Genomic DNA, 26,129 nt, shown 5'->3' with positions numbered 1-26,129 from the left:
CACTCGGAAAGTGGCCGGCGACGGACTAGGTCGGAGTGAGGTTGGACTCGGCGGGATCGGAACCGGCGGGTGGGTGGTAGAGGTGGCAGGACACGGCGACGTCTGATCCCGGCACTTGCTGCAGATGCGGCTCGACGGCCGGTTTCATGTCCATCAGCACCGTCCGTCCCGACACGGACATGCCGGCGACGCCCTTCCACAGCGGGTCGCTCGGTCGCTCGGCCCGCTCCTGCTCGAGCAACTCGAGGACCTCCCCCGGTGAACCGCTCGCCGCGTAGACCGCCTCATCGGATGCGAACCGGTCCCCGTCGCCGACCAGGTCCGCCTCTCGGTCGTACTGCTCCGGCGCCACGATCGTCCACCGTTGCTCCAGCACCATGCGCACGTCGCGCGGCTCCCAACCGCACGGGCCGAACGCCGCTGGACACCGGGGGTGGAACGAGCAGCCGAGTGGTGGATCGGCGGCGTCAGGGATCTCGCCCCGGGGCAGATCACGCGCCACCGATCGCGACGGGTCGGGATCGGGCACCGCGCCGAGCAACGCCTTCGTATACGGATGCCGTGGGTTGGCGAAGATCTCGGCGACCGGACCGACCTCGACTATCTTGCCCAGGTACATGATCGCGACGCGGTCGCAGAAGAATCGGGCCGACGCGAGATCGTGCGTGATGTAGACGTAGGTGAGCCCGAGGTCTCGACGCAGCTCGTCCAGCAGCCCGAGGATCTTCGCGCGCACCGACATGTCGAGCATCGAGATCGGCTCGTCGGCGACGACCAGCTCCGGCTCGAGCACGATCGCGCGGGCGATGACGGCGCGCTGCTTCTGCCCACCGGACAGCTCCGCCGGGTACTTGTCGATGAACCGCGACGCCGGCGCGAGTCCGACCCGCTCGAGCGCGGCAGCGACGGCTTCGCGCCGCTTGTCGGCGTCCGGATACATCTTGTGGATCCGAAGAGCGTCACCGATCGACCGGCCGACGGTCATCGACGGGTTCAGCGACGCATGGGGGTCCTGGAACACCATCTGCAGTTGCCGGCGCAGTGGCCGCAGCTGCGACTCCGGCAGCCCGGTGAGCTCCTTGCCGTGGAAGCGGATGCTGCCGCTGGTCGCCGGTACCAGCCCGAGCAGCGCCCGGCCGAGGGTGGACTTCCCCGACCCCGACTCCCCCACCAGCCCGAGCACCTCGCCGGGCGCGAGCGAGATCGTCACACCGTCGACCGCGCGCACGGTGCCCGACGACCGACCCAGCATCCGCGCCGCCGCGTTCGCCCGCAGCGAGAAGTGGACGTTGAGATCGGTGATCTCGACGATCGGTTCGGCCGGTGCGCGGGTGGCGACCGGCGCTTCGTCCTCAGGCCTCATCGGCGACCGACACCTCCTGCTTCTCCAGCGGCGCCGCATCCGAGTCCGACAGCGACGGATCGAGCAGCCAGCACTCCGCAGCGTGCGGTCCGAACTTCGGCGGTGCGACCCGCGGGCAGATCTGCATCGCCGACGGGCAGCGCGGATGGAAGCGACAGCCCGGTGGCGGTGCGACCAGGTCGGGCGGCGCACCGGCGATGGAATGCAGTTCCTGGGTGGTCAGCGAGATGGTCGACGACAGCAGCGCCTTCGTGTACGGGTGCGACGGTGCGGCGAAGACGTCGCGCACCGGTCCCTGCTCGACGATCCGGCCGGCGTACATCACCGCCACCCGGTCGCAGGCCTCGGCGACGATGCCCAGGTTGTGCGTGATCAGCAGGATCGCCGGTGAGAATCGCTCGCGGATCTCGACCAGGATGCGCAGGATCTGCGCCTCGACCAGCACGTCCAGCGCGGTCGTCGGCTCGTCGGCGATGATGAACTTCGGACGCAGCGCGAGCGCCAGCGCGATCATGATGCGTTGGCGCATCCCGCCGGAGAACTCGTGCGGGTAGTTGCGGAAGCGGGTCGGGGGGATGCCCAGTGCGCGCAGGGCCTCCAGCGCGCGCGATTCGCGTTCGTCCTTCGACAGGTCCTTCTCGTGGGTCTTCAGCGCTTCGTCGAAGTGGGCGCTGATCCGCATCAGCGGATCGAGGCGGGTCATCGGCTCCTGGAAGATCAGCCCCATCCCGCTGCCGCGCAACCGGTCCCGTTCGCGCTTGGGCATCGAGAGCAGGTCCCGTCCGTCGAAGCGGACATCTCCGTCCACGGCCGATCCGCGCGGCGTCAACCCGATGAGGCCGCGTCCGAGCGTCGACTTGCCGCAACCCGATTCGCCGACGAGCCCCAGCACCTCACCGGGCCGCAACGTGAACGAGACGCCGTCGACGGCGCGGACCGGTCCGGCCGGTCCGGCGTACCAGACCCGCATGTCCTTGACGTCGAGTACGGGCTCGGTCATGACTCGGCCGACGCGAACTCGCTGAGGTCCACCTGGTCGACCTTCGGTGTGCGCAGCAGCGGATTGAGCACGTCGTTGAGTGATTCGCCGACGAGCGTCACCCCGACCACGATGAGGACGATGGCGATGCCGGGGTAGAGCCCGGTCCACCAGATGCCGGCCGAGGTGTCCCCGACGGCCCGACTGAGGTCGTGGCCCCACTCCGCACCCGACGAGGGCTCGATGCCGTAGCCGAGGAACCCGAGCCCGGCGAGGGTGAGGATCGAGTCGCCGGCGTTGAGGGTGGCGATCACCGGCACCGTCTGCACGACGTTGCCGAAGATGTAGCGCGTCATCACCACGCGAGCCGGCGCCCCGATGGCGCGGGCGGCCTCGACGTACGGTTCTTCCCGCGCGGCCACCGTGGCGTTGCGGACGACGCGGAAGTACTGCGGCACGTAGACGACGGTTATGGAGATGGCGGCGGCCATGATCCCGCCCAGCTTGCTGTTGGTGCCACCTGCGATCGCGATGTTGACGATGATGGCGAGCAACAAGGACGGGAAAGCGAACAGCGCATCGGTGATGAGGACGAGGACGCGGTCGAGCCACCCGCCGATGTAGCCCGAGATCAGCCCGAGCGGGACACCGACGACGATCGAGATCGCGACCGCCAGGAGGATCACCTCGAGTGCCGTCTGCGCGCCGAAGACGACGCGGGAGTACACGTCCTCGCCGCCGGCCGTCGTTCCGAACCAGTGGTCGCTCGACGGCCCGATGAGCCGGCCGAACACCTTCGTGCCCTTGCGGTCGTCGTTGAACCCGTACGGCGCGATCCAGGACGCGAGCAGCGCGACCGCGACGAAGAACATGACGATGACGGTGCCCGCGACGAGCATGCCGCGCTGGAAGCCGGACGTCGCCCGGACGGCGTCCATCCCCGGGATACGGCTGTGCTTGCGGCCGGTCGACGGAAGCGCGGCGGCGATCTCGGCGCCGTCGAGCTCAGGCAGGTTGATACTCACGTCAATACCTCACCCTCGGGTCGACGGTCGCCGCCACCACGTCGATCAGGAAGCTGATGATCGCCACCGCCACCGCCACCGCGGTGACGATGCCCTGGACGGCGACGTAGTCCTGCCGCTGCAGGTAGAAGGCGAGCTTGAAGCCGAGCCCCTGCCACTCGAACGTCTCCTCGGTGAGCACCGCGCCGCCGAGCAACGCGGCGATCTGCAGACCCATGACCGTCACCACCGGGATCAGCGCGTTGCGGAACGCGTGCTTGCGGACGACGCGGCCTTCGCGGACGCCACGCGCGCGCGCCGCCTCGACATAGTCAGCCCGCAGCGTCTGCAAGAGGTTCACGCGCACCAGGCGCAGGAAGATCCCGGCGACCAGCAGGCCGAGCGTGATCGCCGGCAGCACGGTGTGTTTGAGCACGTCCCAGATGTAGGAGTTGTCCCCGTACAGGATGGCGTTGATCAAGTAGACGTGGGTGTTGGGCGAGACGTCGTTGATGGCCACCTCCACGTTCGGTGACGCGCGCCCGTTCACCGGCAGCCACCCGAGCTGGATCGAGAACAGCAGCTTCAGCAGCAGGCCGAGGAAGAAGACCGGGATGGCGTAGGCCAGCACGCCGAACAGGCGCAAGCCCACGTCCGGGGCGCGGTCCCGATAGCGGGCGGCCAGCCGGCCGAGCGGGATGCCGATCACGAGGGCGACGAGCAGCGCCCACAGCGTCAACTCGAGCGTCGCGGCGCCGTTGATCTTGAGGATCTTGCTGATCTTCGTGTTGTCGGTCAGCGAGGTGCCGAAGTCGCCCTGCAAGACACCCTTGAGGTAGTCCCAGTACTGGGTCAGCAGCGGACGGTCGAGGCCGGCCGCGTGCTCCTTCGCGGCCAGTTCGGCCGGCGAGAGGCGGTCGCCGAACGCCGACTTGATCGGATCGCCGACCACACGGAGGACGAAAAACACGAGGGTGACCAGGATCCACACCATCGGGATCACCAGGACCAGTCGGGTGATCAGGTAGGTGCGCAGCGAACCCGACGACGTCTTGGTCGAGGCCACGTGAGGTCGGTCCTCCAGAGGAGTTTCGGATGGGCACCGGGCACGCGCGCCGACACTGCGCCGCGCGTGCCCGGGTACAGCCGCGATGGGTCAGCTTCGACCCAACTGTCCGGTCAGCTCTTGCTGAGCAACCACATCCGGAACTGGTACGTGGCGTCCAGCGTCTCCTGCACGCCGGTGATCTTCTTGCTGGTCGCCGCCACCTGGTTGCCGGACAGCAACGGGATGTAGGGGACCGTCTCGGTCGCCAGCTTCTGCTGGATGGTGGTGAAGGCCTGCGCCCGGGCATCCCCGGTCTGCGTCTCCTCCTGCGTCAGCAGCGGCAGCACCCCGTCCTTCACGCACGGGGCGGTCGTCTGGTTGTCGCAGTAGTGGGCGTGGACGAAGTTGTCCTTGTTCAGGAAGTTGAACAAGTAGTTGTCCGGGTCCACGAAGTCCGGGAACCAGCCGAGCTGGTAGATCGGGTAGATGTCCTTCACCCGCTGGTCCCGGTACGTCGTGTACGCCGTGCCCTGCAGCGTGACCTTGAAAAGGCCGGTGCCTTCGAGCTGACGCTTGATCTGGTTGTACTCGTCGCCCGACGTCGTGCCGTAGTGACCGTCTGACACGTAGTCGATGTGCAGGCTGACGGGCGTCGAGATTCCCGCAGCCTTCAACGCGCTCGCGGCCTTGGCCTTGTCCGGCGCCGCGCCGAACACGCTCTTGAACGGTTCGGTGGCGAACGGGATGCCCTGCGGCACCATCGAGTACGCCGGACGGTACGTGCCCTTGTAGACGTTGGTCGACAGATCCTGGCGGTCGATGGAGTAGGCGATGGCCTTGCGAATGGCGAGCTTCTCCGCGTCGGTCTTGCCCGGCATCGTCTTCAGGTTGAACACGATGTAGCGCAGCTCGCCACCGGCACCGGTGAGCACCTTGACGTTGCTGTCCTTCTTGAGCGAGTCGATGTCGGTCGGGCTCATCGTGCGGTACGCGACGTCGATACCGCCGCTCTGCACGTCCAGCTTCATGTTGTCCGACGTCGTGTAGTACTTCATCGTGACCTGGCTGGTCTTCGGCTTGTTCGGGCCGGTGTAGGTCGGGCTGGCCTTGAACTGGACGAGCTGGTTCTTCTGGTAGCTCGAGATGACGTAGGGCCCCGAGCCGATGACCTTGTCGTCGGCCAGCAGCTTGTTCGGCGGGAAGACCTTGGAGTCGACGATCGGGCCGGCCGACGTGCCGAGCACGAACGGCCACGTCTGGTCGTTCGGGTTGTTCAGCGTGAACACGACGGTGTCGGTCCCCTGTGCCGCGACCGACTTCATGTTGGCGATGAGCGAGGCCGGCCCGTTGGGGTCGTTGATCGTGACGATGCGCTTGAAGGTGAACGCGACGTCGGCGGCCGTCAGCGGGTCACCGTTGGAGAACTTCAGGTTGGGCTGCAGGACGCACTTGTAGGTGGTCGGCGTGTCGAACGCGCAGCTCTTCGCCGCGTCGGGCTCGGGTTTGGTGCCGCCGGCCGGGACGTTCATCAGGAACTGATAGATGTTCGTCTCGACGGTGAGCGAGCCGAAGTCGTACGAGCCCGCCGGGTCGAGCGCGGTCACCGTGTCGGTCGTGCCGATCGTGATCGGCTTGCCGCCGGTCGCCGCGTTCGAGCTGGCGCCGCTCGCGGCCGCCCCGCTGGACTTGTTGTTGTTGTTGTTCTTCTTGCCGGCGCCACAAGCCGCCAGCGTCACGGCAGCGACGACCGCCACTGACAGCGTGAAAGTCGTTCTGGTTCGAGATGAAAACGCCATGTCGTCCCCTCTTCGGCGAAGGGGCCGGGGGTCGGCTCCCTTCGGTGAGCACGTGCCCACGTGGTGAGATCCGGAGCGTAGCGCCCGTTTCCGGCGCATCGTGGTGACTGACACAAGCTTGTTACCGTGGTTGACCGCCCCACTCGGGCCCGGAACCCGTTCACCCGCCGTTCACCTGATGTCCGCCGAAGGATCACCGGGTGTCCGTAGCGTCCGCGCCGTGGACGTCTCCCTCCTCGTGGTCATCGTCATCGTCACGGCCCTCGCGTTCGACTTCACCAACGGGTTCCACGACACCGCAAACGCGATGGCGACCTCGATCGCCACGGGAGCACTGCGCCCCAAGGTGGCCGTCGCCATCGCGGGGGTGCTGAACCTGGTCGGTGCCTTCCTCGCCACCGAGGTGGCCAAGACCATCTCCGGCGGCCTGGTCGACGACAAACTGGTGACGCCGGCCATCATCTTCGGCGGCCTCATCGGCGCGATCCTCTGGAACCTGGTCACCTGGCTGTTCGGCCTGCCCTCCTCCTCGTCCCACGCGCTGTTCGGCGGGTTGATCGGCGCGGTCTGGGTCGCTTCCGGCACCGGCGCGATTCACTTCGACGTCGTGGCCGAGAAGGTTTTGGTGCCCGCCGTGGCATCGCCGATCGTCTGCGGCACCGTTGCGGCGATCGGGACGTTCGTCGCATATCGACTGACTCGCCGCGCCCGGCGGTCGTCGGTGGACCGCGGCTTCCGGCGCGGCCAGACCCTGTCCGCGTCGATGGTCGCGCTCGCGCACGGCACCGGTGACGCCCAGAAGACCATGGGGATCATCACGCTGGTCCTCATCTCGTCGGGCAACCTTGCATCGAAATCCGGCCCGCCGTGGTGGGTCGTCCTGCTCGCCGGGCTGGCCATCGCCGCGGGGACGTACGCCGGTGGCTGGCGGATCATCCGCACGATGGGCAGCGGCATCACCGACATCGAGCCGCCGCAGGGCTTCGCGGCCGAGACGTCCTCCACCGCCGTGCTGCTTGCGTCGTCCCACCTGGGCTTCGCGCTCTCGACGACCCAGGTCTGCGCCGGAGGCATCCTGGGCTCGGGGATCGGCCGCCGGCTGGCCGAGATCCGCTGGACCGTTGCCCGGCGCATGGCGCTGGCCTGGCTGTTCACCCTGCCGCTCGCCGCGGTCGTCGGCGGCCTGGCCGCGAAGGTGGCCACGTCCGGCAACGGCGGGGTGTTGGCCGTCGCCGCCACGGCTCTGTGCGCGGTCGCCGCGATCTACGCCTACTCGCGCCGCTCGGCGGTCACCGCCGCCAACGTCATCGAGACCCCGACCGCGCCGGTGATCGCGGCGCCGACCTTCGCCGCGGCCGCTTGAGGGGGACGACATGGCTGGAATAGAGATCCATTGGTCGGGCCTGGTCAAGGTCGCCGAAGTCAGCCTCGCGTTCGGCGTCGGCATCGTGGCCGTCTTCGCCCTGGGTGTGCTGGGGCTGTCCAAGGCCGAGGCCGCCAAGTCGGCCCCGGCCGGATCGACCGCCCGCGCCACCGGTCTGGCCGGCGCCGGCCTCGCCTTCCTGGTGTGCGGCGCCGCGTTGCTCTACGGGCTCTACCTGCTCATCCCCCAGTTCCACTGACGGTCGCGCGCCGCGGCTCATGCCCGGCCGTAGGCTGCTGATGTGGGTGACCGGCTGCCGATCAAGATGCTGCACGACCGTGTGCTCGTGAAGGACTCTCACGAGGACGGCGAGCGCCGCTCGTCCGGAGGCATCCTCATTCCCGCCACGGCCCAGGTCTCCAAGCGGCTGATGTGGGCCGAGGTGCTGGCCGTGGGCAACCACGTGCGGGCCGTGCAGACCGGTGACCGGGTGCTGTTCAGCCCCGACGACCGCTTCGAGGTCGAGATAGCCGGGGACGAGTACCTGTTGCTCCGCGAGCGCGACCTGCACGCCGTCGCAGCCGAACGCAACGACGAGAACACCGGGCTGTACCTCTAGGGCTACTCGCCGGTGACGCCGTCGATCCGTTCCCGCAGCAGGTCGGCGTGCCCGTTGTGCCGGGCGTACTCCTCGACCATGTGGGTGAGCACCCACCGCAGCGACGTCGGACCGTTGCGCGGGTGTTCGAACGTCGCGTCGAGCGGTGTTCTGGCACTGATCGCGCGCGACTCCTCGATCGCCTCGCGCCAGGCGGCGAACGCCTCGTCGACGGCGGCGGCCTCGCCGACCGCATGGTCGAAGTCGCCGTCGGGGTCGTCGGCGGAATAGAAGCGCGGCGTCCGCCGAACGCCGGTCTCGACCAAGTGGAACCAGCCGGTCTCGACGTCGGCGAGGTGACGGACGAGGCCGAGCAGCGACATCGACGACGGCGGCACGGAGCGAGCGGCCAGCTGCTCCGGCGTCAGGCCTCGGCATTTCAGCTCGAGCGTCGCCCGGTGGAAGTCGAGGAACCCCTCGAGGGTGGCTCGTTCGTCGGCGGTCAGCGGCGGCTCGGGGCGGCCGTCGTCGCTCATGACGCTCCCGTCTCGCGCAGCTTCGTCAGCCACGTCCGCGCCTCGAGGAACTCCGGGTTCTGCCGGCCCGGGGGCACCGGACCCTGCACGCCGTCGCGGCGCGGGTACGAGCCGAGGTAGCGGACGTCGCCGCAGATCCGGTGCAGGGCGGCGAGCACGTCGCCGACCCGCTCGTCCTCGAGGTGGCCCTCGCAGTCGATCGAGAAGCAGTACTGGCCGATGCGTCCCTTGGTGGGCCGGGACTCGATCCGGGTGAGGTTGATGCCGCGCGTGCCGAACTCGGACAGGATCTCGAGCAGCGCGCCGGCGTGGTCCTCGCGCAGATAGGCCACCAGGGTCGTGCGGTCATTGCCCGTCGGCGGCGGCGGCGGAGCCGGGCGCGTCAGCAGCACGAAGCGGGTGACCGCTCCTCCGTTGTCGGCGATGTCGTGGGCGATCACGTCCAGTCCGTACAGCTCGCCGGCCACCGCCGCGCCGACCGCGGCGTCGAACTCGCCGGCCGCGACGGCCTGGGCCGCGCCGGCGGTGGAGCCCACGAGTGCCACGTGGGCATGGGACAGATTGTCGATCAGCCAGCGGCGCACCTGCGCCTCGGCGTGCGTGTGCGTCGCCACCGTGCGGATGTCGGTTCGTTGCGTTCCCGGGCGTCCCAACAGTTCGAACGTGACGGCCAGGTAGGTCTCTTCGGCGATGATCAGCGGCTCGCCGTTGGCGAGCTCGTCCAGCGTGGCCGGCACCGCGCCCTCGACGGAGTTCTCCAGCGGGACGAGCGCGGCGTCGGCCGCGCCCGAGCGAACGGCGTCGATGGCCAGGGTCACGTTGCTCGTCGGCAGCAGTTCGGCGCCGGCCGCGACGGGCAGGGCCCGCAGGGCCTGGTGGGCGAAGGTCCCCTCAGGCCCCAGGAAGGCGATCGTGGTCACGCGGGCCAGCGTAGAGCCCGACTCAGGCGGACTTGCGGCCCAGCAGCCCTCGCCGCTTCGCCACGGCCGCGGTCACCGCCTGCTGCTCCTCCGGCGACAGCTCGTGCTCGCCTTTCCCGTCGGAGACGCTCTTGGCGTAGACGCGGGTGTCTCCCGTGCCGGCAATCGCGCTGATGGTGACGCCGTCGCCGTTCTCGTCGAGCAGCGCCAGCGAGAAGGACATCCGTCCGGACATCTCGCCGAAGGCGTCGTAACGCACGAGAGCGATGTTCGACAGGCCGGCCGGGGCGGCACCGGACTGCGGATCCTTCCGCTTCTTCATCTGGTCGGCGACCATCGCCCGCAGGTCGGCGATCTCCTCGGCCACGAGCTCGGTGCGCTCGGTGTTGCGCTGGGTCGCCTCGATCAGCGACGCGTGCGCCTCGGGTCCGCGCGCACCCTTGGCCAGGACGGTCGTCGCGCGGCGCAGCCGGGCCAACGTGCGCAGGGCGCAGTAGGCCGCTACCAGCGCCACATAGGCGAGGACGAGCGCGAAGACCGCGACGTAGTTGGACATCGGTCACAAGGCTAGGGGCGGATTTGGCGATGACCGGTCAGGACACGGCACGATCGAGGGGATGACTTCCTTGACGGCCGCACTGCTGGCCTTCGGCGTGGTGCTGCTCGTCGAGCTGCCGGACAAGACGCTGGTGGCCTCGCTCGTGCTCTCGACGCGGTACCGGCCGCGGCCGGTGCTGCTCGGGGTGGCTGCCGCCTTCGCCGTCCAATGCGTCGTGGCCGCCACCGCGGGCGGGGTGATCACGCTGTTGCCGCGCCGAATGGTGGAAGCGGTGGTGGCCGTGCTGTTCGCGATCGGTGCAATCCTGCTCATCCGGGAATCGCTCGCCGCCGAGGACGATGTGGAGCTCGCCGAGGCTCGAGAGGCCGCCTCGTTCTGGCGGATCGTCGCCACCTCGTTCGGAGTGCTGTTCGCGGCCGAGTGGGGCGACGCGAGCCAGATCGCGACCGCTGGGCTCGTCGCCCGCCACCACGGCATGGCCCACGCCGTCGCAACCGGCGTTGGCGCGTGGGTGGCCCTGGTCGTGGTCGCGGCGATAGCGGTGGTCGCCGGCCGGGTGGTGGTGCGCCGCATCCCGCTGCGGCTCGTGCACCGGGTGGCCGGCGTGCTGTTCGCGCTGTTCGCGGTCCTCGCCGCCGTCGCCGCGCTCACCAACTGACAATCTGGCCAGTCGGCTGGGCCTCTACGTGGACAGAATGTGCAGGTTGTCCGCCCTATCCACGCTCACTTGCCCACTGATGCCGTCGAGAGCAGGCTGACGGCATGACGACGGTCGACCTCACCCCGCAAGAGCGCGACGCCCAGCTCACCATCGAGCGCCTGAAGCAACTGGTCGGTCTCGTCGACTACGACGAGTCGACCGACCCCTTCCCGGTCACTGCCATGGACGCGGTCGTCTTCGTGTGCGGGAACGCCACGCAGAGCGCGCATTTCTACCAGCACGCCTTCGGCATGGACCTCGTCGGTTACAGCGGGCCGGAGACCGGCAACCGTGATCACAAGGCGTTCGTCCTGCGCGCCGGCTCGGCCCGGTTCGTCCTGATCGGTCCTGTCGACCCCGGCAGCCGCTACGCCGACCATCACCGCGAGCACGGTGATGGAGTCGTCGATTTGCCGCTCGAGGTCCCCGACGTCGACAAGTGCATCGCGCACGCGCGGGCGCAGGGCGCGACCGTCGTCGACGAACCGCACGACGTGAGTGACGAGCACGGCACGGTGCGGATGGCCGCGATCGCCGCCTACGGCCAGACGCGGCACACGCTGATCGACCGTTCGCGCTACACCGGCATCTACCTGCCCGGCTACGTCCCGCAGTCGTCGACGATGACGATGCCGGACAAGCGGCTGTTCCAGGCCGTCGACCACTGCGTCGGCAACGTCGAGTTCGGCCGGATGGACGAGTGGGTCGACTTCTACAACCGCGTCATGGGCTTCGTGAACATGGCCGAATTCGTGGGCGACGACATCGCCACGGAGTACTCGGCGCTGATGTCCAAGGTCGTGGCCAACGGCAACCACCGGGTGAAGTTCCCCCTCAACGAGCCGTCGCCCGGCAAGCGCAAGTCGCAGATCGACGAGTACCTCGAGTTCTACGCCGGCCCGGGTTGTCAGCACATCGCGCTGGCCACCAACGACATCCTGCGCACCGTGGACGAGATGCGCGCCCGTGGCGTCGAGTTCCTCGACACCCCTGACTCCTACTACGACGATCCCGAGCTGCGCGCGCGGATCGGCGAGGTGCGGGTGCCGGTCGAGGAGCTCAAGCGGCGGGCCATCCTGGTCGACCGCGACGAGGACGGCTACCTGCTGCAGATCTTCACCAAGCCGGTCGGCGACCGTCCCACCGTCTTCTTCGAGCTGATCGAGCGGCACGGCTCCCTCGGCTTCGGCAAAGGCAACTTCAAGGCCCTCTTCGAAGCCATCGAGCGGGAGCAAGAGCGCCGCGGCAATCTCTGATCCGCCGACGCGTCGCTCCTCTGGACCGCTCGCTTCGCTCGGGTCCGTCGTCGCTCCGCACGCAAGCTCGCTTCGCTCGCGCGACGGCGGGGCTCGGACCGAAGCCGCTCGTCGCTGGAGCTCCTCGGGCTTGATCCTCGCGTTCTGGGTACGTCTGGAAAGCTGGTTGCGTGACGTCTTTCGCTGAGCTCGAGCTGCGGCCTGAACTCGAGCGCGCGCTCGATGCGCTGGGTTACGAGGAGCCGACGCCGATTCAGCGGGAGGCGATCCCGGCGTTGCTCGCCGGATCCGATCTCGTCGGGCAGGCGGCCACCGGCACCGGGAAGACGGCGGCGTTCGCGCTGCCGCTGCTGCAGCGGATCGTTCCCGGCGGTGAAGCGCCGCAGGCGCTGGTCCTCGTGCCGACCCGCGAGCTGGCGATCCAGGTCGCCGAGGCGACCCACCGCTACGGGCGCGAGCTCGGCGCGCGGGTGCTCGCCATCTACGGCGGGCAGCCGATCGTCCGGCAGATCCGGGCGCTCGAGGCCGGCGTCGACGTCGTCGTCGCCACCCCGGGCCGGGCCATCGACCACCTCACCCGCCGTACGGTCAGCTTCGACGAACTGCGGACGGTCGTGCTCGACGAGGCCGACGAGATGCTCGACATGGGCTTCGCCGAGGACATCGAGTCGATCATGTCCTCGGTCCCCCGCGACCGGCAGACGGTCCTCTTCTCGGCCACCCTCCCGGCCCGCATCGACGGTCTCGTCCGCCGTTATCTCAACGATCCGGTCAAGGTCCGCATCCACCGCGAACGCACCGACGCCGAGACCGCCCGCGTACGCCAGGTCGCCTACCTCGTCCCCCGCCAGCACAAGGCGTCGGCGCTCGGCCGCATCCTCGACGTCGAGTCCCCCACCGCCGCGGTCGTCTTCTGCCGCACGCGCGAAGAGGTCGACTCCCTCGGCGAGACGCTGGCCGCCCGCGGCTACCGGGCCGAGGCGCTGCACGGCGGGATGACGCAGGACCAACGCGACCGGGTGATGTCGCGCGTCCGCAACAAGAGCGCCGAACTGCTGGTCGCCACCGACGTGGCCGCCCGCGGCCTCGACATCGACCATTTGACCCACGTCGTGAACTACGACCTGCCCTCGGCCCCCGACGCCTACGTCCACCGCATCGGACGCGTCGGGCGGGCCGGCCGCGAAGGTGTCGCGATCACGCTCGTCGAGCCGCGCCAGCACCGGCTGCTGAAGACGATCGAGAAGGCGACCAAGCAGAAGATCTCCGTCGAGTCGCTGCCGACCGTCGCCGACCTGCGGGCCCGCCGCCTCGAGCTCACCCGCGCCGCGCTGGAGGACGCGCTGGCCGACGACGGCGAGAACGAACGGTTCCGCGTTGTGGTCGACACGCTCACCGACGAGTACGACCTCATGGAGATCGCGCTGGCCGCGGTGAAGCTCGCCCACGAGTCGACCGGCGCCGACGACGACGACGCCGAGATCCCCGCCGTGAGCCCGGCCGCTGCCGCGGCGGAGGGCGGTGCGCGGCCGAAGCCGCGAGCCGCCGCCGGCACCACGACCACGATCTTCGTCAGCCTCGGGCACCTGGCCAAGATCCGTCCGCAGGACCTCGTGGGCGCGATCGCGAACGAGACGAGCCTTTCCGGCAAGCAGATCGGCGCCATCGAGATCACCCACAAGTACTCGACCGTCGAGATCCCCAAGTCGGCCCAGGCCGAGGTCATCGCTGCGCTGTCGGCGACGCTGATCAAGGGACGCAAGGCGCGCGTCGAGCGGTACAAGCCGCCGTCGGAGCGTCCCTACAAGAAGAAGGAACACAAGCCATGAGCGACGCTTGCGGAGCGAAGAAAAGGCATTGCGTCTCCGCATGGCCGAACGGAGTGAGGCCATGAGCGCGCACCTTCGGCCCACGCTGGCGACCCTGCCGGCCTACGTGCCCGGCCGCAACGTCCCGGGCGCCATCAAGCTGGCCAGCAACGAGACGCCCTATCCGCCGCTACCGTCGGTCCTCGAGCAGATCGCGGCGGCGGCCGGCGCCGTCAACCGCTACCCGGACAACTTCGCCACCGAGCTGACCACAGCCCTGGCCGACAAGTACGGCGTGGACGCCGAGCAGGTCCGCGTCGGCTGCGGCTCGGTCTCGCTGTGCACCCAGCTCGTGCAGGCGGTTACCGACGCCGACGAAGAGGTCATGTACGCGTGGCGCTCGTTCGAGGCGTACCCGATCATCAGCGCCGTCAGTGGCGCTTCGTCGATCCAAGTACCGCTGCGCGATCACGTCCATGATCTGGACGCGATGGCCGAGCGGATCACCGGCAAGACCCGCCTGGTCTTCGTGTGCAATCCGAACAACCCGACCGGCACCGCGGTCGGGCGCGACGCGCTGGTGCGTTTCCTGCGCGCCGTCCCGTCTGACGTCGTCGTCGCGCTGGACGAGGCGTACCGCGAGTTCGTCGCCGATCCCGATGTGCCCGACGGCCTGACCCTGCTCGACGAGTTCCCCAACCTGATCGTCCTGCGCACGTTCTCCAAGGCGTACGGGCTGGCTGGGCTCCGCGTCGGCTACGCGATCGCCGCCGACCCGGCACTCACCGCCGCCCTGCGGCAGACGCAGGTCCCCTTCGCGGTCAGCACGATCGCCCAGGCCGCCGCCCTCGCGTCGCTGGAACCGCAGGCCGAGAAGGAACTGCTGGAGCGGGTCGCCGGTCTCGTACAGGAGCGCACCAGAGTCCGCGAGGCGCTGCTCACCTTCGGTTACGAGGTGCCGCCGAGCCAGGCCAACTTCGTCTGGCTGCCGCTCGGGGACGCCACGACGGAATGGGCGGCCGGCTGCGAGGAGCGACAGGTGATCGTCCGCGGTTTCGCCGGTGCGGGCGCCCGGGTCACGATCGGCGCGCCCGACGAGAACGACCGGCTTCTGGCGGCTGCCGAGGTCCTCGCCCCGCCGGCCTGATCACTCGGCCGGCGCGGGCGACGGTCCCGGGCCGGTGCGGCGCGGGATGCGCCGCCACGCGACCCGGCCGGCGACGCCGAGGACCAGGATCAGGACGAGGAACGGCAGCAGGGTGCCGAACCCCGTCGCGACTCCGTTCCCGGCGGCGACGAAGCCGTCCCACCCGCGGTGCAACCCGCCGACGAAGCCGGAATGGTGCTTGTGCGTCGTGTGCGGCTTGGCGACGGCCGTCTTGGGCGCGGTCTGCAGCGTCAGGGTGATGACGGCCATGGCGGTCTGTCGGGCCAGCGTGCGCTGCTGGGCCTCCAGCGATTCGAGATCGGCCTCGCGGCTGCTGAGCTCGCCCTCGACGGTGATGATCTCGCCGATCTTGGTCGCCGAGCTGTACAGCACCCGCAAGCGGGCGATGGCGTCGCGGGCGCTCTGCACCCGCGAGTCGACATCGGCCACCCTCTCCGAGACGTCAGTCGTCGACAGCGCGCGGCTCTTCTCCTTCCCCAGCGCGGCGAGCTGGGCGAGGACGGAACGCAGCCGCGCCGGCGGCACCCGGAACTGCATCTCGGCCGTGGCGGCGGGGCCGGACACGCGGTCGTCGGAATCGACCTCACCGCCGACCCCGATGGTGATCTGCGCGGCTCGGTCGGCTTGGCCCGCGACCTGCGCCGCCTTGGCCACGGCGACAGTCAGTTGCGCAGTGCGGATCTTGGCCTCGGTGACGACGGAGGCTGTGACGGCCTTGTCCTGCCGGCTCGGGGCCAAGCGCGCCGGTGCGCCGGGCTGCTCGGCCCCGGCGGCCCCGGCGCGGCCGTGCGCTCGGGCCACGTCACCATGAGCTACCGCCTGACTGCCCGCTGAACCCGTGCCGCCGGAGCAGGCGGCCACGGAGACCAGGGTGAGCAGACCGGCCGTTCCGTAACCCACTGCCCGTCGTCGCATCGCGCGCCGTCCCTTCGTCGCCTGTGCGAGAAGGGACGCGATGGTTCGCGCCTCAGGTTCCCGGCGGATCGTCCCGATTCCGTTCCGCCGCCTGACGGACGGCCGCGGCGACGGCTGTCGGGACGGCCGGATCGAACACCGACGGGACGATGTAGGTCGCGTTGAGTTGCTCGTCGGACACGCAGCCGGCCAGTGCTTCGGACGCGGACAGGAGCATTGCCACGGTCACCTCGCTGGCCCGGGCGTCGAGCAGACCGCGGAACACCCCGGGGAACGCCAGCACGTTGTTGATCTGGTTCGGATAGTCACTTCGCCCGGTCGCCACCACCGCGGCGAGTCGCTGGGCGGCATCGACGTCGACCTCGGGGTCGGGGTTGGCCAGGGCGAAGATGACCGGGTCGGATGCCATGTCGCTGATCCACGCTGCGTGGAGCACACCCGGTCCGCTGACGCCGATGAAGACGTCGGCACCGCGCAGCGCGTCGTGCAGGTCTCCGGTCACGCCGGCGGGGTTCGTGCGCTCCGCGAGGGCGCGCTTGGCCTCGTTGAGCCGGGTGTCGGCCGGAGCGAGGATGCCCTCGCGGTCCCAGACCAGAACCGACATGGCGCCCGCGGCGAGCAGCAGGGTCACGATCGCCGTCCCGGCTGCCCCACCGCCGGCCACCACGATCCGCGCTGCGTCCAGTGACTTCGAGACGCAGCGCAGCGCATTGGTCAGCGCAGCCGAGACGACGATGGCCGTGCCGTGCTGGTCGTCGTGAAAGACCGGTATGTCGAGCGACTGCCGCAACCGCGCCTCGATCTCGAAGCAGCGCGGCGCGGAGATGTCCTCGAGGTTGATGCCGCCGAAGCCCGGGGAGATGGCCTCGACGACGCGGACGATTTCGTCGGTGTCCTGCGTGCCGAGACAGATCGGCCACGCGTCGATGTCGGCGAACCGCTTGAACAGCGCCGCCTTGCCCTCCATGACCGGCAGGGCCGCGCCGGCGCCGATGTTGCCCAGCCCGAGGACGGCCGACCCGTCGGTCACCACTGCGACGGCGTTGCCCTTCACCGTCAGCTTGGCGACGTCCTCGGGATGTTGGGCCAGCGCCAAGGCCACCCGTCCCACCCCCGGTGTGTAGGCCATCGACAGGTCGTCGCGAGTGCGGAGCGGCACCTTGGACTGGACGGATATCTTGCCGCCCAGATGCAGGAGGAATGTCCGGTCGCTCACCCGGTGGACGGTCACGCCGGCGACCGCCCGCATCGCCTCGACCATCTCGGCGGCGTGCTCGCCGTTCACCGCCGAGCAGCTGACGTCGACGGTGATGCGGTCCGCCCGTGACTCGCTCACGTCGATTGCTGTCACCAGACCGCCCGCGAGTCCGACGGCGGTCGCCAGCTCACCCACGACCGAGGGCGACGGAGCGGCGTACAGGCGCACGGTGATGCCGTAGGACGCGCTGGTGGGAAGGGGACGGTGCGGCACGGCAGTCATGACTCGCATCCTGCCCCTCCCCCGCATGCGCGTCGTCAGTGCCAGGATGGACAGCAGCCGTCACACACACGTCACAACGAGGTGACTCCTTTCCATGACCGACACGGAGGCCGACACCGAAATCGGTGCCGGACGCGCCGACGCCGCGGTGTTCGCGCGGCGCTTCCTTGCCCACGCCGGCAGCCAGCTTCCCGACCGCGCCGCGCCCGCCCTGGCCGAGCTCGCCCAGGACGTGTTCCAGTTCGGCCGGGTGCGGCCGTGGGGGGAGGCGTTGCTGCGGGTCCGCAATGTCACGACCGCCGACCGTGACGTGACGGCCATCGACATCATCTCGGCCGACGCGCCCTACATCGTCGAGTCGCTCTGGGCCGAACTCGAGCGGACCGGTCGCTCGACCGACCGGGTGCTGCACCCGCAGATCGTCGTGACCCGCGACCCCGAAGGCACGATCACGCACGTCTACGACGTCGACGACAACGCCGACGTGCCCGAGGGTGCGATGGTCGAATCCTGGGTGTACGTCGAGCTCGATCCGATCCCGGCCGACCGGCATGCCGAGCTGGCCGCCCAGCTGCAGCGCGTCCTCGACGACGTCCTGCACGCGGTGGCCGATGCGCCGCACATGTACCGCCTGATCCGTGAACTCGCCGACGAGCTGAGGGCCGACCCCGGGCAGTTCGACCGGGAAACGAGCGAAGAGGCCGGCGAGCTGCTGCGGTGGCTGGCCGACGGCAACTACATGATCCTCGGACACGCCGCCTACTCGGCCAACGAGCTGGCCAGCCCCCGAGCGCGGTCCGACGCGCCGGCCGCCGAAGGGGTGCTGCGCGGTACCGCCCGCATCTCGCCGCTCGAGCTGCTGCCCGCGTACCGCAGCGGCGCTCCGCTGGTCATCTTCAAGTCCCCGCTCGTGTCGACGGTGCGCCGCTCGGCTCACTACGACTGCGTCACGGTCGTCACGCCCGCCGGTGGCGCCGGCGGCCAGATGATCCATGTCTTCCTCGGACTGATCACCAACGCCGAGGACGGGACGGTCGGCCGGGTACCGGTGGTACGTCGCCGGATCGCCGAGATCCTGCTGCGCTCCGGCGTGCGGGCCGACAGCCATACCGGGCGACGGTTGCTCGCCGCGCTGCGGACGCTGCCACGCGACGAGCTGCTCGAAGCACCCACGACCGACCTTCTCCGCCTGGCCCAGCTGGTCGTCGACCGGGCCGAGCACCGCACGGTCGGGGTGTTCGCCCGCATCCACCTCAACCGCGACTTCGTCAGCGTCCTCGTCTACTTCCCGGCCGACCGGTTCGGACCAGACACCCGCAAGCGCGTGTGCGCGGTGATCAACCGCTACTGGCCCGGCGAGATCATCGGACGCGACGACCGCATCGTCGAACTCAACCTCGCCCGTATGCAGCTGCTGATCGCCGTCCGCCCCGGCGCCCAGCCGGCGTCCCCCGAGCGGCGCATCGTTGAGGACGAGGTCGCCAAGGTGACCCGCCGCTGGAGCGACGACTTCGCCGACCTGCTGACGCTCTCGGTCGGCGAGGAACGCGCCGGCCACCTGCTGCGCACCTACGCCGACGCGCTGCCCGAGGCGTACAAGGAGGACTTCGGCGCGGCGACGGCCGTGCGCGACCTGTCCCGGCTCGACGAGTTGCCGGCCGAGAACGGGCTCGCCTTCGAGCTCTACACGCCGGCCGACGACGACGGCGCGGACAAGCGGCTGAAGGTGTTCCGCACCGGGCAGTCGGTGTCGCTCGCCCGGGCACTTCCGATCTTCACCCAGATGGGTATCGAGGTCCTCGACGAGCGGCCCTACGAGATCGAGGTCGGCGGCGACGCGTCGCTGTGGATCTACGACTTCGGCCTGCGGCTACCGCCCGGCACCGACTTCGACGAGGTCCGGTCGGGCAACTTCATCGAAGCGGTCCGGCTGCTGTGGTTGGAGCAGATCGAACAGGACGGTTTCAACGCCCTGGTCGTCCGTACCGCCCTCACCTGGTGGCAGGCCAACATCCTGCGCACCTACGCGAAGTACCTGCGCCAGGCCGGGACCACCTTCAGCCAGGGCTACATCGAGCAGGCACTCATCGACAACGCGGCGATCGCCGAAGCGCTCGTCGAGCTGTTCGAGTCCCGGTTCGATCCCAGCCGCGAGAACGAGCCGCCGCTCGTGGACGGTGCGCAGAGCCGGGTCGAGTCCATCGAGGCGCTGCTCGCCGACGTCGCCAGCCTCGACCAGGACCGCATCCTCCGCTCACTGCTCGGCCTGGTGAATGCCACGCTGCGCACGAACGCGTACCGGACCGACGACGCCGGTCACTCCGACCAGCTCGGGTCGCAAGCTCCCCTCAGACGCAGCGCCATCGCCATCGCCATCAAGCTCGACCCGCGCTCGATCCAGGATCTGCCCGAGCCGCGTCCCCGGTTCGAGATCTGGGTGTACTCACCACGGGTCGAGGGCGTGCACCTGCGATTCGGACCGGTCGCGCGTGGCGGCCTGCGCTGGTCGGACCGGCGCGAGGACTTCCGCACCGAGGTGCTCGGCCTGGTCAAGGCCCAGATGGTGAAGAACGCGGTGATCGTTCCGACCGGCGCCAAGGGCGGTTTCGTCGTCAAGCGTTCGCCCGACCCGACGCAGGACCGCGAGGCCTGGCTGGCCGAGGGCATCGCCTGCTACCGAACGTTCATCTCCTCCATGCTCGACCTCACCGACAACTACGTGCCGGCGCCCGACGGCACGCAGCAAGTCGTTGCGCCACCCCAGACCCGCCGCTACGACACCGACGACCCGTACCTGGTCGTCGCCGCGGACAAGGGCACCGCCACGTTCAGCGACATCGCCAACGGCATCGCCGCGGACTACGGCTTCTGGCTGGGCGACGCGTTCGCGTCAGGCGGCTCGGTCGGCTACGACCACAAGGCGATGGGCATCACCGCGCGGGGCGCGTGGGAGTCGGTCAAATATCACTTCCGCGAGCTGGGCGTCGACACCCAGACGCAGGACTTCACCGTCGTCGGCATCGGTGACATGTCCGGGGACGTCTTCGGCAACGGGGTGCTGCTGTCCGAGCACATCCGCCTCGTGGCCGCGTTCGACCACCGCCACATCTTCCTCGACCCCGACCCCGACGCCGCCACCTCCTACGCCGAACGGCGCCGGCTCTACGAGCTGCCCCGCTCCTCGTGGGCCGACTACGACACCTCGCTCCTGTCCTCCGGCGGCGGTGTGTACCCGCGGACGTTGAAGGCGATCCCGATCACCCAGCCGGTCGCCGCCGCGCTCGGGCTGCCCATCGGCGTCGGCACGCTGACGCCCGCCGAGCTGATCCACGCGATCCTCGTCGCGCCGGTCGACCTGCTCTGGAACGGCGGCATCGGAACCTACGTCAAGGCGTCCACCGAGTCCCACGCCGACGTGGGCGACAAGGCCAACGACGCGGTGCGCGCCGACGCCGCGCAGCTGCGTTGCAAGGTCGTCGGCGAAGGTGGCAACCTCGGGCTGACCCAACGTGGCCGCATCGAGTACGCCCGTGCCGGCGGCAAGATCAACACCGACGCCATCGACAACTCGGCCGGCGTCGACACCTCCGACCACGAGGTCAACCTGAAGATCCTGCTCGACCGGGCCGTCGCGGCCGGCGCGATCAGCCGCGATGAGCGCAACGCGTTGCTCGCCGAGGCCACCGACGACGTCGCCCGGCATGTTCTACGGGACAACTACGAGCAGAACGTGCTGCTCGGAATGGCGCGCAAGCTCAGCCCGGCCCTCGTGTCGGTGCACCAGCGGTTCATGCAGGATCTCGAGGCGGCCGGCGAGCTGAACCGGGCCCTGGAGTTCCTGCCCGATGACGCCGAACTCGCGCGGCGCGAGGCCGAGGGGCGTGGTCTCGTCTCGCCGGAGAACGCCGTTCTCGTCGCCTACTCGAAGATGACGCTGACACAGCACATCGTCGACTCGACCCTGCCCGAAGAGGCGTGGTTCAAGCGCATCCTGGCCGGCTACTTCCCGCCCAAGATCTCCCAGCGCTTCGCCGACGACCTGCCCAACCATCCCTTGCACCGCGAGATCATCACCACCGTCCTGGTGAACGACATGATCAACCGGGCGGGGACGACGTTCGTCCACCGCGCGATCGAAGAGACCGGCGCGGACATCGGCCAGATCTCGCGCGCGTACAGCATCGTGCGCGCCGTGTTCGACCTGCCGACGCTGTGGGCCGCGATCGAGGCGCTGGACAACCAGGTGCCGACGTCGGCCCAGCACGCCGGCTACCAGGAGATGCGCCGCCTGATCGACCGCGCGACCCGCTGGCTGGTCGACGTCCGCTTCCCGATCACCGACGTCGCCGCCGAGATCGAGCGCTTCCGTCCGGTGGTGTCCCAGCTCGGCGCCCACTGCCCCGACCTGATGCGTGGGGCCGAGCGGCACACGCTGTTCGCCGACGCCGAGAAGCTGGTCGGCCTCGGCTTGCCCCGCGAGCTGGCCCTTCGCCTGGCCGAACTGCTCAGCGCCTTCCTGCTGCTGGACGTGGTCGAGATCGCCGACGCAACCGGCTACGACCCCTCGGTCGTTGCGGAACTGCACTACGCGATCTCCGAGCGGCTGAGCATCGACGAGTTGCTCACCCGTGTGACCGCCCTCCCTCGCGACGACCGGTGGTCGACGCTGGCCCGTTCGGCCGCCCGGCACGACGTCTATGCCGTGCTGTCGGCCATCACCACGGCGGTGCTCCGCGGTACCGACGACGGCTTGAGCCCCGACCAGCGCATCGCCGCCTGGGTCGATCAGCACGCCCAGCGGGTGGAGCGGGCCCGGGCCACTGTCCGGGCCGCACTGGACCGCGACGTGGCCGACCTGGCCACCCTGTCGGTCGCGCTGCGGGTGCTGCGCGGGCTGCCCAGCTGACTGGCCTCCGGTCAGCCCCGGACGATGCCGACCCGCGCCCAGACCTGCTTGCCGCGCTCGTTGCGGCGCACGCCCCAGTCGGCGGACACCGCGGCGACAATCGCCAGCCCGCGCCCGCTGGTGTCGTGGTCGTTGCTCGAGCGCTGCCGGGGCGGGTCGGGGCTGCCGTCGACGACCCGGACGACGACCGCGTCCGGTTCCACGTCCCAGCTCACGGCCAGCGAGCTGTCGAAGCTGGCCGCAGCGTGCCGCACGGCATTGCCCACCAGTTCGCTGGCGACCAGAACGACGTCGTCGATGCTGTCGGTGTCGATGCCCCTTCGGGCGAGGTCGTCAGCGATGGAGTGCCGGACGAGTGCAGCGCTGGCCCGGTCGTGCCGCACCGCCAGCGTCCCCACGCCCATGACTCCTCCCGCTCTCCCCCCAACACTTGAAGGTCTTCCCGAGGGTCGCGGAGCGGAAACAGGCCCGTCCCTCAGCGGGTGTCGAGGATCGCCAGGACCTCCGACGGCCGGTCGGTGATTATCGTGTCGACCCCGAGGTCGAGGACGAACTCGACGTCGGACGGCTCGTCGACGGTCCAGACGTAGACTTGGTGCCCGTTCTCGTGGGCCCGTTCGACGAACGACGGGTATGCGCGCAGGATGTTCAGCCCGGGCCCGGCGATCGGGACGCCCGCCGGCATCTGACCGGCGCGTCGTTTCGGCTTGAGCCGGTCGAAGAGCTTCACGGTCGGGATCTCCGGGGCCAGCAGCCGCACCCGGCGAAGTGCGATGGTGGCGAAGCTCATCACGACGACCGGGTTGTCGAGGTTCGCCGGTTGCCGCAGGTCCTCGCTGGGCCCGGCGCTGCCGGCCCACCCGAACCGGGTCAGCATGTCGACCAGCGTCTTCTCGACCAGGCCGCCGTAGCGGGTCGGGTGCTTGGTCTCGATGAGAAGGCGGACGTCGCGGTCGGCGTCGCGCACCAGCCCCAGGAGCAGTTCGAGGGTGAGCACGCGCCCCTCCGGATCGATCCGGTCGGCGGCGACTCCGGCGTGGTAGGGCGAGTCGGACAGCAGCTGATCGGCCGACGCCGGCAGGTCCCCGTGCCAGGACGAGAAGTCGAGCTGCTCCAAGCTGGGCAGGTCGAGCTCGCTCACCACCCCGCGGCCGTCCGACGTCCGGTTGATCGTGCGGTCGTGCACACAGACCAGGTGCCCGTCGCGGGTCAGCCGCACGTCGCACTCCAGCGCGTCGGCTCCGGAGGCGATCGCCGCTTCGTAGGCGGCGAGGGTGTGCTCGGCCACCGCCGACGACGCCCCGCGATGGGCCACCAGCATCGGTCGTGCCGGGGGCACGACAATGCGCTGGGCGGTGCGCGGCCTCATGGGTGGCATCGTTGCGGTTGAAGATGACGCACGAGTGACCTGCCGAACTGGGCTCAGATGATTCGCGGGGGACGATCGTCCGACGACTCGATCGGGCGACCGGCGGCCTCCCAGCCGTACATGCCGCCGGCGAGGTTGGCGGCGATGTAGCCCTGCCGGCACAACCAGGCGGTGACCTGTGCCGAGCGCGAGCCGACCTTGCAGACGACCACGATGGTGGCGTCGGGCGTCAGCGGCCCGGGATCGTGCTGAAGCTGTTGCGGCACCCGCATCATCGGAACGTGGATCGCACCGCTGATGTGGCCGGCGGCCCATTCGTCGTCCTCGCGGACATCGAGGAGCACGGCCTCGGGCGGGACCGAGGAGACCTCGACCGTGGGGACGGCGGTGGGATGCACCGGCCAAGCCTAGGCGAGCGCGCCGGGCGCTACTTGATGAGCTTGGACAATCGCCGGTCGGCGAGTTCGCGGCCCTCGGTCTGGCAGGTGGGGCAGTACTGGAACGAGCGGTCGGCGAAGGACACCTCACGGACGGTGTCGCCGCAGACCGGGCACGGGAGTCCGGTGCGCGCATGCACTCGGAGGCCACTTCGCTTCTCCGACTTCAGCGTCGCGGCCTTCTGCCCGACCGAGCGCTGCACCGCGTCGGTGAGCACGGCACCCATCGCGTCGTGCAGCCGGCCGATCTCGTCGTCGGTGAGCTTGGCCGCCAGCTTGAAGGGCGACAGCTTGGCGGTGTGCAGGATCTCGTCGGAGTAGGCGTTGCCGATGCCGGCCAGCACGTTCTGGTCGGTGATCGCCCGCTTGATCTGCGCGCGCTGTCCGGCCAGCAGGGTGGCCAGGTCGGCCCGCGATACCGAGAGCGCGTCCGGTCCGAGCCGGGCTATTCCCGGCACGTCGAGGGGGTCGCGCACGAGGTAGACGGCCAGCCGCTTCTGCGTGCCGGCCTCGGTCAGGTCGAACCCGGCGACCGGGCCGCCGTCGAACTCCGGCGCGAGGTGCAGCCGGAAGGCGATCGGGCCCTTGCCGCCGGGGCGGGGCGGAGCCGGCGGCAGTGACTCGCGCCAGTGCAGCCAGCCGGCGCGGGACAGGTGCGTGATCAGGTGCAGGCCGCTGACGTCGAGGTCCAGGAACTTCCCGTGCCGGCTGGCGCCGGTCACCTCAGCTCCGCCGACCGCGGACAGCGGTGGGTCGAACGTCTTCACGGCGTTGATGGCGGCGACGTCGGCCCGGATGACGCTGCGGCCGACCGCGCGCTCGCGCAGGAACGTCGCGAGCGCCTCCACCTCCGGCAGTTCGGGCATGGGTCGAGCCTAGGCGCGCAGCCCTACGCCAGCTTCTCCAGCGGGAAGGTGACGCCCGTGGTGCTGTGGCAGCGGTACCCGTTGGGGTTCTTCGCCAGGTACTGCTGGTGGTAGCCCTCGGCGTAGTAGAACTCGCGCAGCGGCGCGATCTCCGTGGTCACCCGGCCGTAGCCCAATTCCTCGAGCTTCGCGCTGAAGACGGCCTTGGCCTGCTCGGCGATCGCGCGCTGCGCCTCGTCGGCGTAGTAGATGCCTGACCGGTACTGGGTACCGACGTCGTTGCCCTGGCGCATGCCCTGAGTCGGGTCATGCACCTCGAAGAACTTGGCCACGATCGCCGCGTAGGTCGTCTCGTCCGGATCGAAGACCACGAGCACGGCCTCCGTGTGGCCGGTCATCCCGGAGCAGACCTCTTCGTAATCCGGGTGCGGAGTGACGCCGCCGGTGTACCCGACCGCGGTCGTCCAGACGCCGGGTTCCTGCCAGAAGATCTCTTCGGCGCCCCAGAAGCAGCCCAGGCCGAATACCGCCTGCTGGTAACCCTCGGGGAACGGCGGCTTGATGGGACGGCCGGTGACGTAGTGCGTCTCCGGAACGGGGAACTCGTAGTCCTCGCGGCCGCGCAGCGCCCGCTCGGGGGTAACCAGCTCGGTCTTCGGTCGGGAGAACAGCATGCAATCGAGGCTACGCAGGACGTAGGCTCGGTGCCATGACGCAGTGGGGCCTCGACACCCTCTTCAACCCGGCCAAACGGCACATGGACGAAGAGAAGCGCCGGCTGCAGTCAACCCGGGAGCAGTTGGGCGACAGCTCGGGCGGCAAGCGCATCGACCTCGAGTCGGGCAAGGTCACCATCCGACGCGACGCGGCCGACGACGAAGCGTCGGCCGGCGACCCGGGCGCGGACGCCACGGACGCGAGCGCCGCGGACCCGGGCGACCACGCTCCGGCGGCTCCGGCGGCCGAGAAGCCCAAGCCGGCGCCCAGCCCGGCTGCGATCCGCGCCGCTCAGCGGCGCGGTCGCCAGCCTCGCTGACTGCGGGCGAACGCAAGGAAAC

Annotated in this window: 24 protein-coding genes; 9 read left to right on the top strand and 15 right to left on the bottom strand. The window is 69.7% G+C overall.

Features of this window, described 5'->3' with window-relative positions; all coding sequences use genetic code 11:
• Positions 1–25: 25 nt before the first annotated feature.
• From ABR571_RS17645 to ABR571_RS17625, 5 genes are all read right to left on the bottom strand, one after another.
• Positions 26–1,363, bottom strand: coding sequence for an ABC transporter ATP-binding protein (locus ABR571_RS17645; RefSeq protein WP_409454518.1), 1,338 nt, complete (start codon positions 1,361–1,363; stop codon positions 26–28).
• On the bottom strand, positions 1,353–2,363 hold the full coding sequence (locus ABR571_RS17640; RefSeq protein WP_409454517.1) for an ABC transporter ATP-binding protein: 1,011 nt from the start codon (positions 2,361–2,363) through the stop codon (positions 1,353–1,355). Before ABR571_RS17640 ends, ABR571_RS17645 begins: the two co-directional genes overlap by 11 nt.
• Positions 2,360–3,280 carry an ABC transporter permease gene (locus ABR571_RS17635; RefSeq protein ID WP_409454546.1) on the bottom strand — a complete coding sequence of 307 codons (921 nt, stop codon included), beginning with the start codon at positions 3,278–3,280 and terminating at the stop codon, positions 2,360–2,362. The genes ABR571_RS17640 and ABR571_RS17635 overlap by 4 nt, the downstream gene beginning before the upstream one ends.
• 88 nt (positions 3,281–3,368) lie before the next feature.
• Positions 3,369–4,412: an ABC transporter permease gene (locus ABR571_RS17630; protein WP_409454516.1), complete on the bottom strand. Its 1,044-nt coding sequence runs from the start codon at positions 4,410–4,412 to the stop codon at positions 3,369–3,371.
• A 113-nt stretch (positions 4,413–4,525) separates the two neighbouring features.
• Entirely contained in the window at positions 4,526–6,148 is a 1,623-nt protein-coding gene (locus ABR571_RS17625; protein ID WP_409454515.1) for an ABC transporter substrate-binding protein, read from the bottom strand.
• A 262-nt stretch (positions 6,149–6,410) separates the two neighbouring features.
• Between ABR571_RS17625 and ABR571_RS17620 the strand changes: the two genes are divergently transcribed.
• The 3 genes from ABR571_RS17620 (at position 6,411) to ABR571_RS17610 (ending at position 8,172) form a co-directional block, all read left to right on the top strand.
• Entirely contained in the window at positions 6,411–7,553 is a 1,143-nt protein-coding gene (locus tag ABR571_RS17620; protein ID WP_409454514.1) for an inorganic phosphate transporter, read from the top strand.
• Positions 7,554–7,563: 10 nt separating this feature from the next.
• Positions 7,564–7,812, top strand: coding sequence for a hypothetical protein (locus ABR571_RS17615; protein WP_409454513.1), 249 nt, complete (start codon positions 7,564–7,566; stop codon positions 7,810–7,812).
• Positions 7,813–7,878: 66 nt separating this feature from the next.
• Positions 7,879–8,172 carry a GroES family chaperonin gene (locus tag ABR571_RS17610; protein ID WP_409454545.1) on the top strand — a complete coding sequence of 98 codons (294 nt, stop codon included), beginning with the start codon at positions 7,879–7,881 and terminating at the stop codon, positions 8,170–8,172.
• 2 nt (positions 8,173–8,174) lie between these two features.
• On the opposite strand, the gene ABR571_RS17605 is transcribed toward ABR571_RS17610, so the two are convergent.
• The 3 genes from ABR571_RS17605 to ABR571_RS17595 are packed head-to-tail and all read right to left on the bottom strand — an operon-like array spanning position 8,175 to position 10,163.
• Positions 8,175–8,687 (bottom strand): DinB family protein, encoded by a 513-nt coding sequence (locus ABR571_RS17605; RefSeq protein WP_409454512.1) that lies wholly within the window; start codon positions 8,685–8,687, stop codon positions 8,175–8,177.
• The gene (pheA, locus tag ABR571_RS17600; RefSeq protein ID WP_409454511.1) at positions 8,684–9,607 is read right to left on the bottom strand and encodes a prephenate dehydratase; all 924 of its coding nucleotides are present in this window, start codon (positions 9,605–9,607) and stop codon (positions 8,684–8,686) included. The genes ABR571_RS17605 and pheA overlap by 4 nt, the downstream gene beginning before the upstream one ends.
• Positions 9,608–9,629: 22 nt before the next feature.
• Positions 9,630–10,163, bottom strand: a complete 534-nt coding sequence (locus tag ABR571_RS17595; protein ID WP_409454510.1) for a DUF4446 family protein — start codon at positions 10,161–10,163, stop codon at positions 9,630–9,632.
• A gap of 61 nt (positions 10,164–10,224) precedes the next feature.
• Here ABR571_RS17595 and ABR571_RS17590 point away from each other — a divergent pair, with 61 nt between their 5' ends.
• From ABR571_RS17590 to hisC, 4 genes are all read left to right on the top strand, one after another.
• Positions 10,225–10,824 carry a TMEM165/GDT1 family protein gene (locus tag ABR571_RS17590; protein ID WP_409454509.1) on the top strand — a complete coding sequence of 200 codons (600 nt, stop codon included), beginning with the start codon at positions 10,225–10,227 and terminating at the stop codon, positions 10,822–10,824.
• Between the two features lie 104 nt (positions 10,825–10,928).
• The gene (gene hppD, locus ABR571_RS17585; protein ID WP_409454508.1) at positions 10,929–12,122 is read left to right on the top strand and encodes a 4-hydroxyphenylpyruvate dioxygenase; all 1,194 of its coding nucleotides are present in this window, start codon (positions 10,929–10,931) and stop codon (positions 12,120–12,122) included.
• Between the two features lie 170 nt (positions 12,123–12,292).
• Positions 12,293–13,951, top strand: coding sequence for a DEAD/DEAH box helicase (locus ABR571_RS17580; protein WP_409454507.1), 1,659 nt, complete (start codon positions 12,293–12,295; stop codon positions 13,949–13,951).
• Between the two features lie 61 nt (positions 13,952–14,012).
• Complete coding sequence (hisC, locus tag ABR571_RS17575; protein ID WP_409454506.1) at positions 14,013–15,077, top strand: histidinol-phosphate transaminase; 1,065 nt, start codon at positions 14,013–14,015, stop codon at positions 15,075–15,077.
• Here the strand turns inward: hisC and ABR571_RS17570 are convergent, their stop codons facing one another.
• Together ABR571_RS17570 and ABR571_RS17565 are read right to left on the bottom strand one after the other, a co-directional pair.
• Complete coding sequence (locus ABR571_RS17570; protein WP_409454505.1) at positions 15,078–15,998, bottom strand: DUF4349 domain-containing protein; 921 nt, start codon at positions 15,996–15,998, stop codon at positions 15,078–15,080.
• Between the two features lie 67 nt (positions 15,999–16,065).
• A complete protein-coding gene (locus ABR571_RS17565) occupies positions 16,066–17,493 on the bottom strand; it encodes an NAD-dependent malic enzyme (RefSeq protein ID WP_409454504.1) in 1,428 nt (475 codons plus the stop codon).
• A 94-nt stretch (positions 17,494–17,587) separates the two neighbouring features.
• On the opposite strand from ABR571_RS17565, the gene ABR571_RS17560 reads away from it, so the two are divergent.
• Entirely contained in the window at positions 17,588–22,399 is a 4,812-nt protein-coding gene (locus ABR571_RS17560) for an NAD-glutamate dehydrogenase (RefSeq protein ID WP_409454503.1), read from the top strand.
• Positions 22,400–22,410: 11 nt separating this feature from the next.
• Here the strand turns inward: ABR571_RS17560 and ABR571_RS17555 are convergent, their stop codons facing one another.
• From ABR571_RS17555 to msrA, 5 genes are all read right to left on the bottom strand, one after another.
• Positions 22,411–22,797, bottom strand: a complete 387-nt coding sequence (locus ABR571_RS17555; protein ID WP_409454502.1) for an ATP-binding protein — start codon at positions 22,795–22,797, stop codon at positions 22,411–22,413.
• Positions 22,798–22,874: 77 nt separating this feature from the next.
• Positions 22,875–23,768, bottom strand: coding sequence for a glycerophosphodiester phosphodiesterase family protein (locus ABR571_RS17550; protein ID WP_409454501.1), 894 nt, complete (start codon positions 23,766–23,768; stop codon positions 22,875–22,877).
• Between the two features lie 53 nt (positions 23,769–23,821).
• Complete coding sequence (locus ABR571_RS17545) at positions 23,822–24,166, bottom strand: rhodanese-like domain-containing protein (RefSeq protein WP_409454500.1); 345 nt, start codon at positions 24,164–24,166, stop codon at positions 23,822–23,824.
• A 29-nt stretch (positions 24,167–24,195) separates the two neighbouring features.
• Complete coding sequence (locus tag ABR571_RS17540) at positions 24,196–25,071, bottom strand: Fpg/Nei family DNA glycosylase (protein WP_409454499.1); 876 nt, start codon at positions 25,069–25,071, stop codon at positions 24,196–24,198.
• 23 nt (positions 25,072–25,094) lie between these two features.
• Positions 25,095–25,745, bottom strand: a complete 651-nt coding sequence (gene msrA / locus ABR571_RS17535) for a peptide-methionine (S)-S-oxide reductase MsrA (RefSeq protein ID WP_409454498.1) — start codon at positions 25,743–25,745, stop codon at positions 25,095–25,097.
• A gap of 35 nt (positions 25,746–25,780) precedes the next feature.
• Between msrA and ABR571_RS17530 the strand changes: the two genes are divergently transcribed.
• The gene (locus ABR571_RS17530; protein WP_409454497.1) at positions 25,781–26,107 is read left to right on the top strand and encodes a DUF6191 domain-containing protein; all 327 of its coding nucleotides are present in this window, start codon (positions 25,781–25,783) and stop codon (positions 26,105–26,107) included.
• The last annotated feature ends 22 nt before the right edge of the window (positions 26,108–26,129 follow it).

It is taken from the genome of Jatrophihabitans sp. (assembly GCF_046262535.1).
Lineage (GTDB): Bacteria > Actinomycetota > Actinomycetes > Mycobacteriales > Jatrophihabitantaceae > Jatrophihabitans.
Note: the sequence above shows the minus strand (reverse complement) of the source record. Positions and strands in the feature narration are given on the sequence as shown.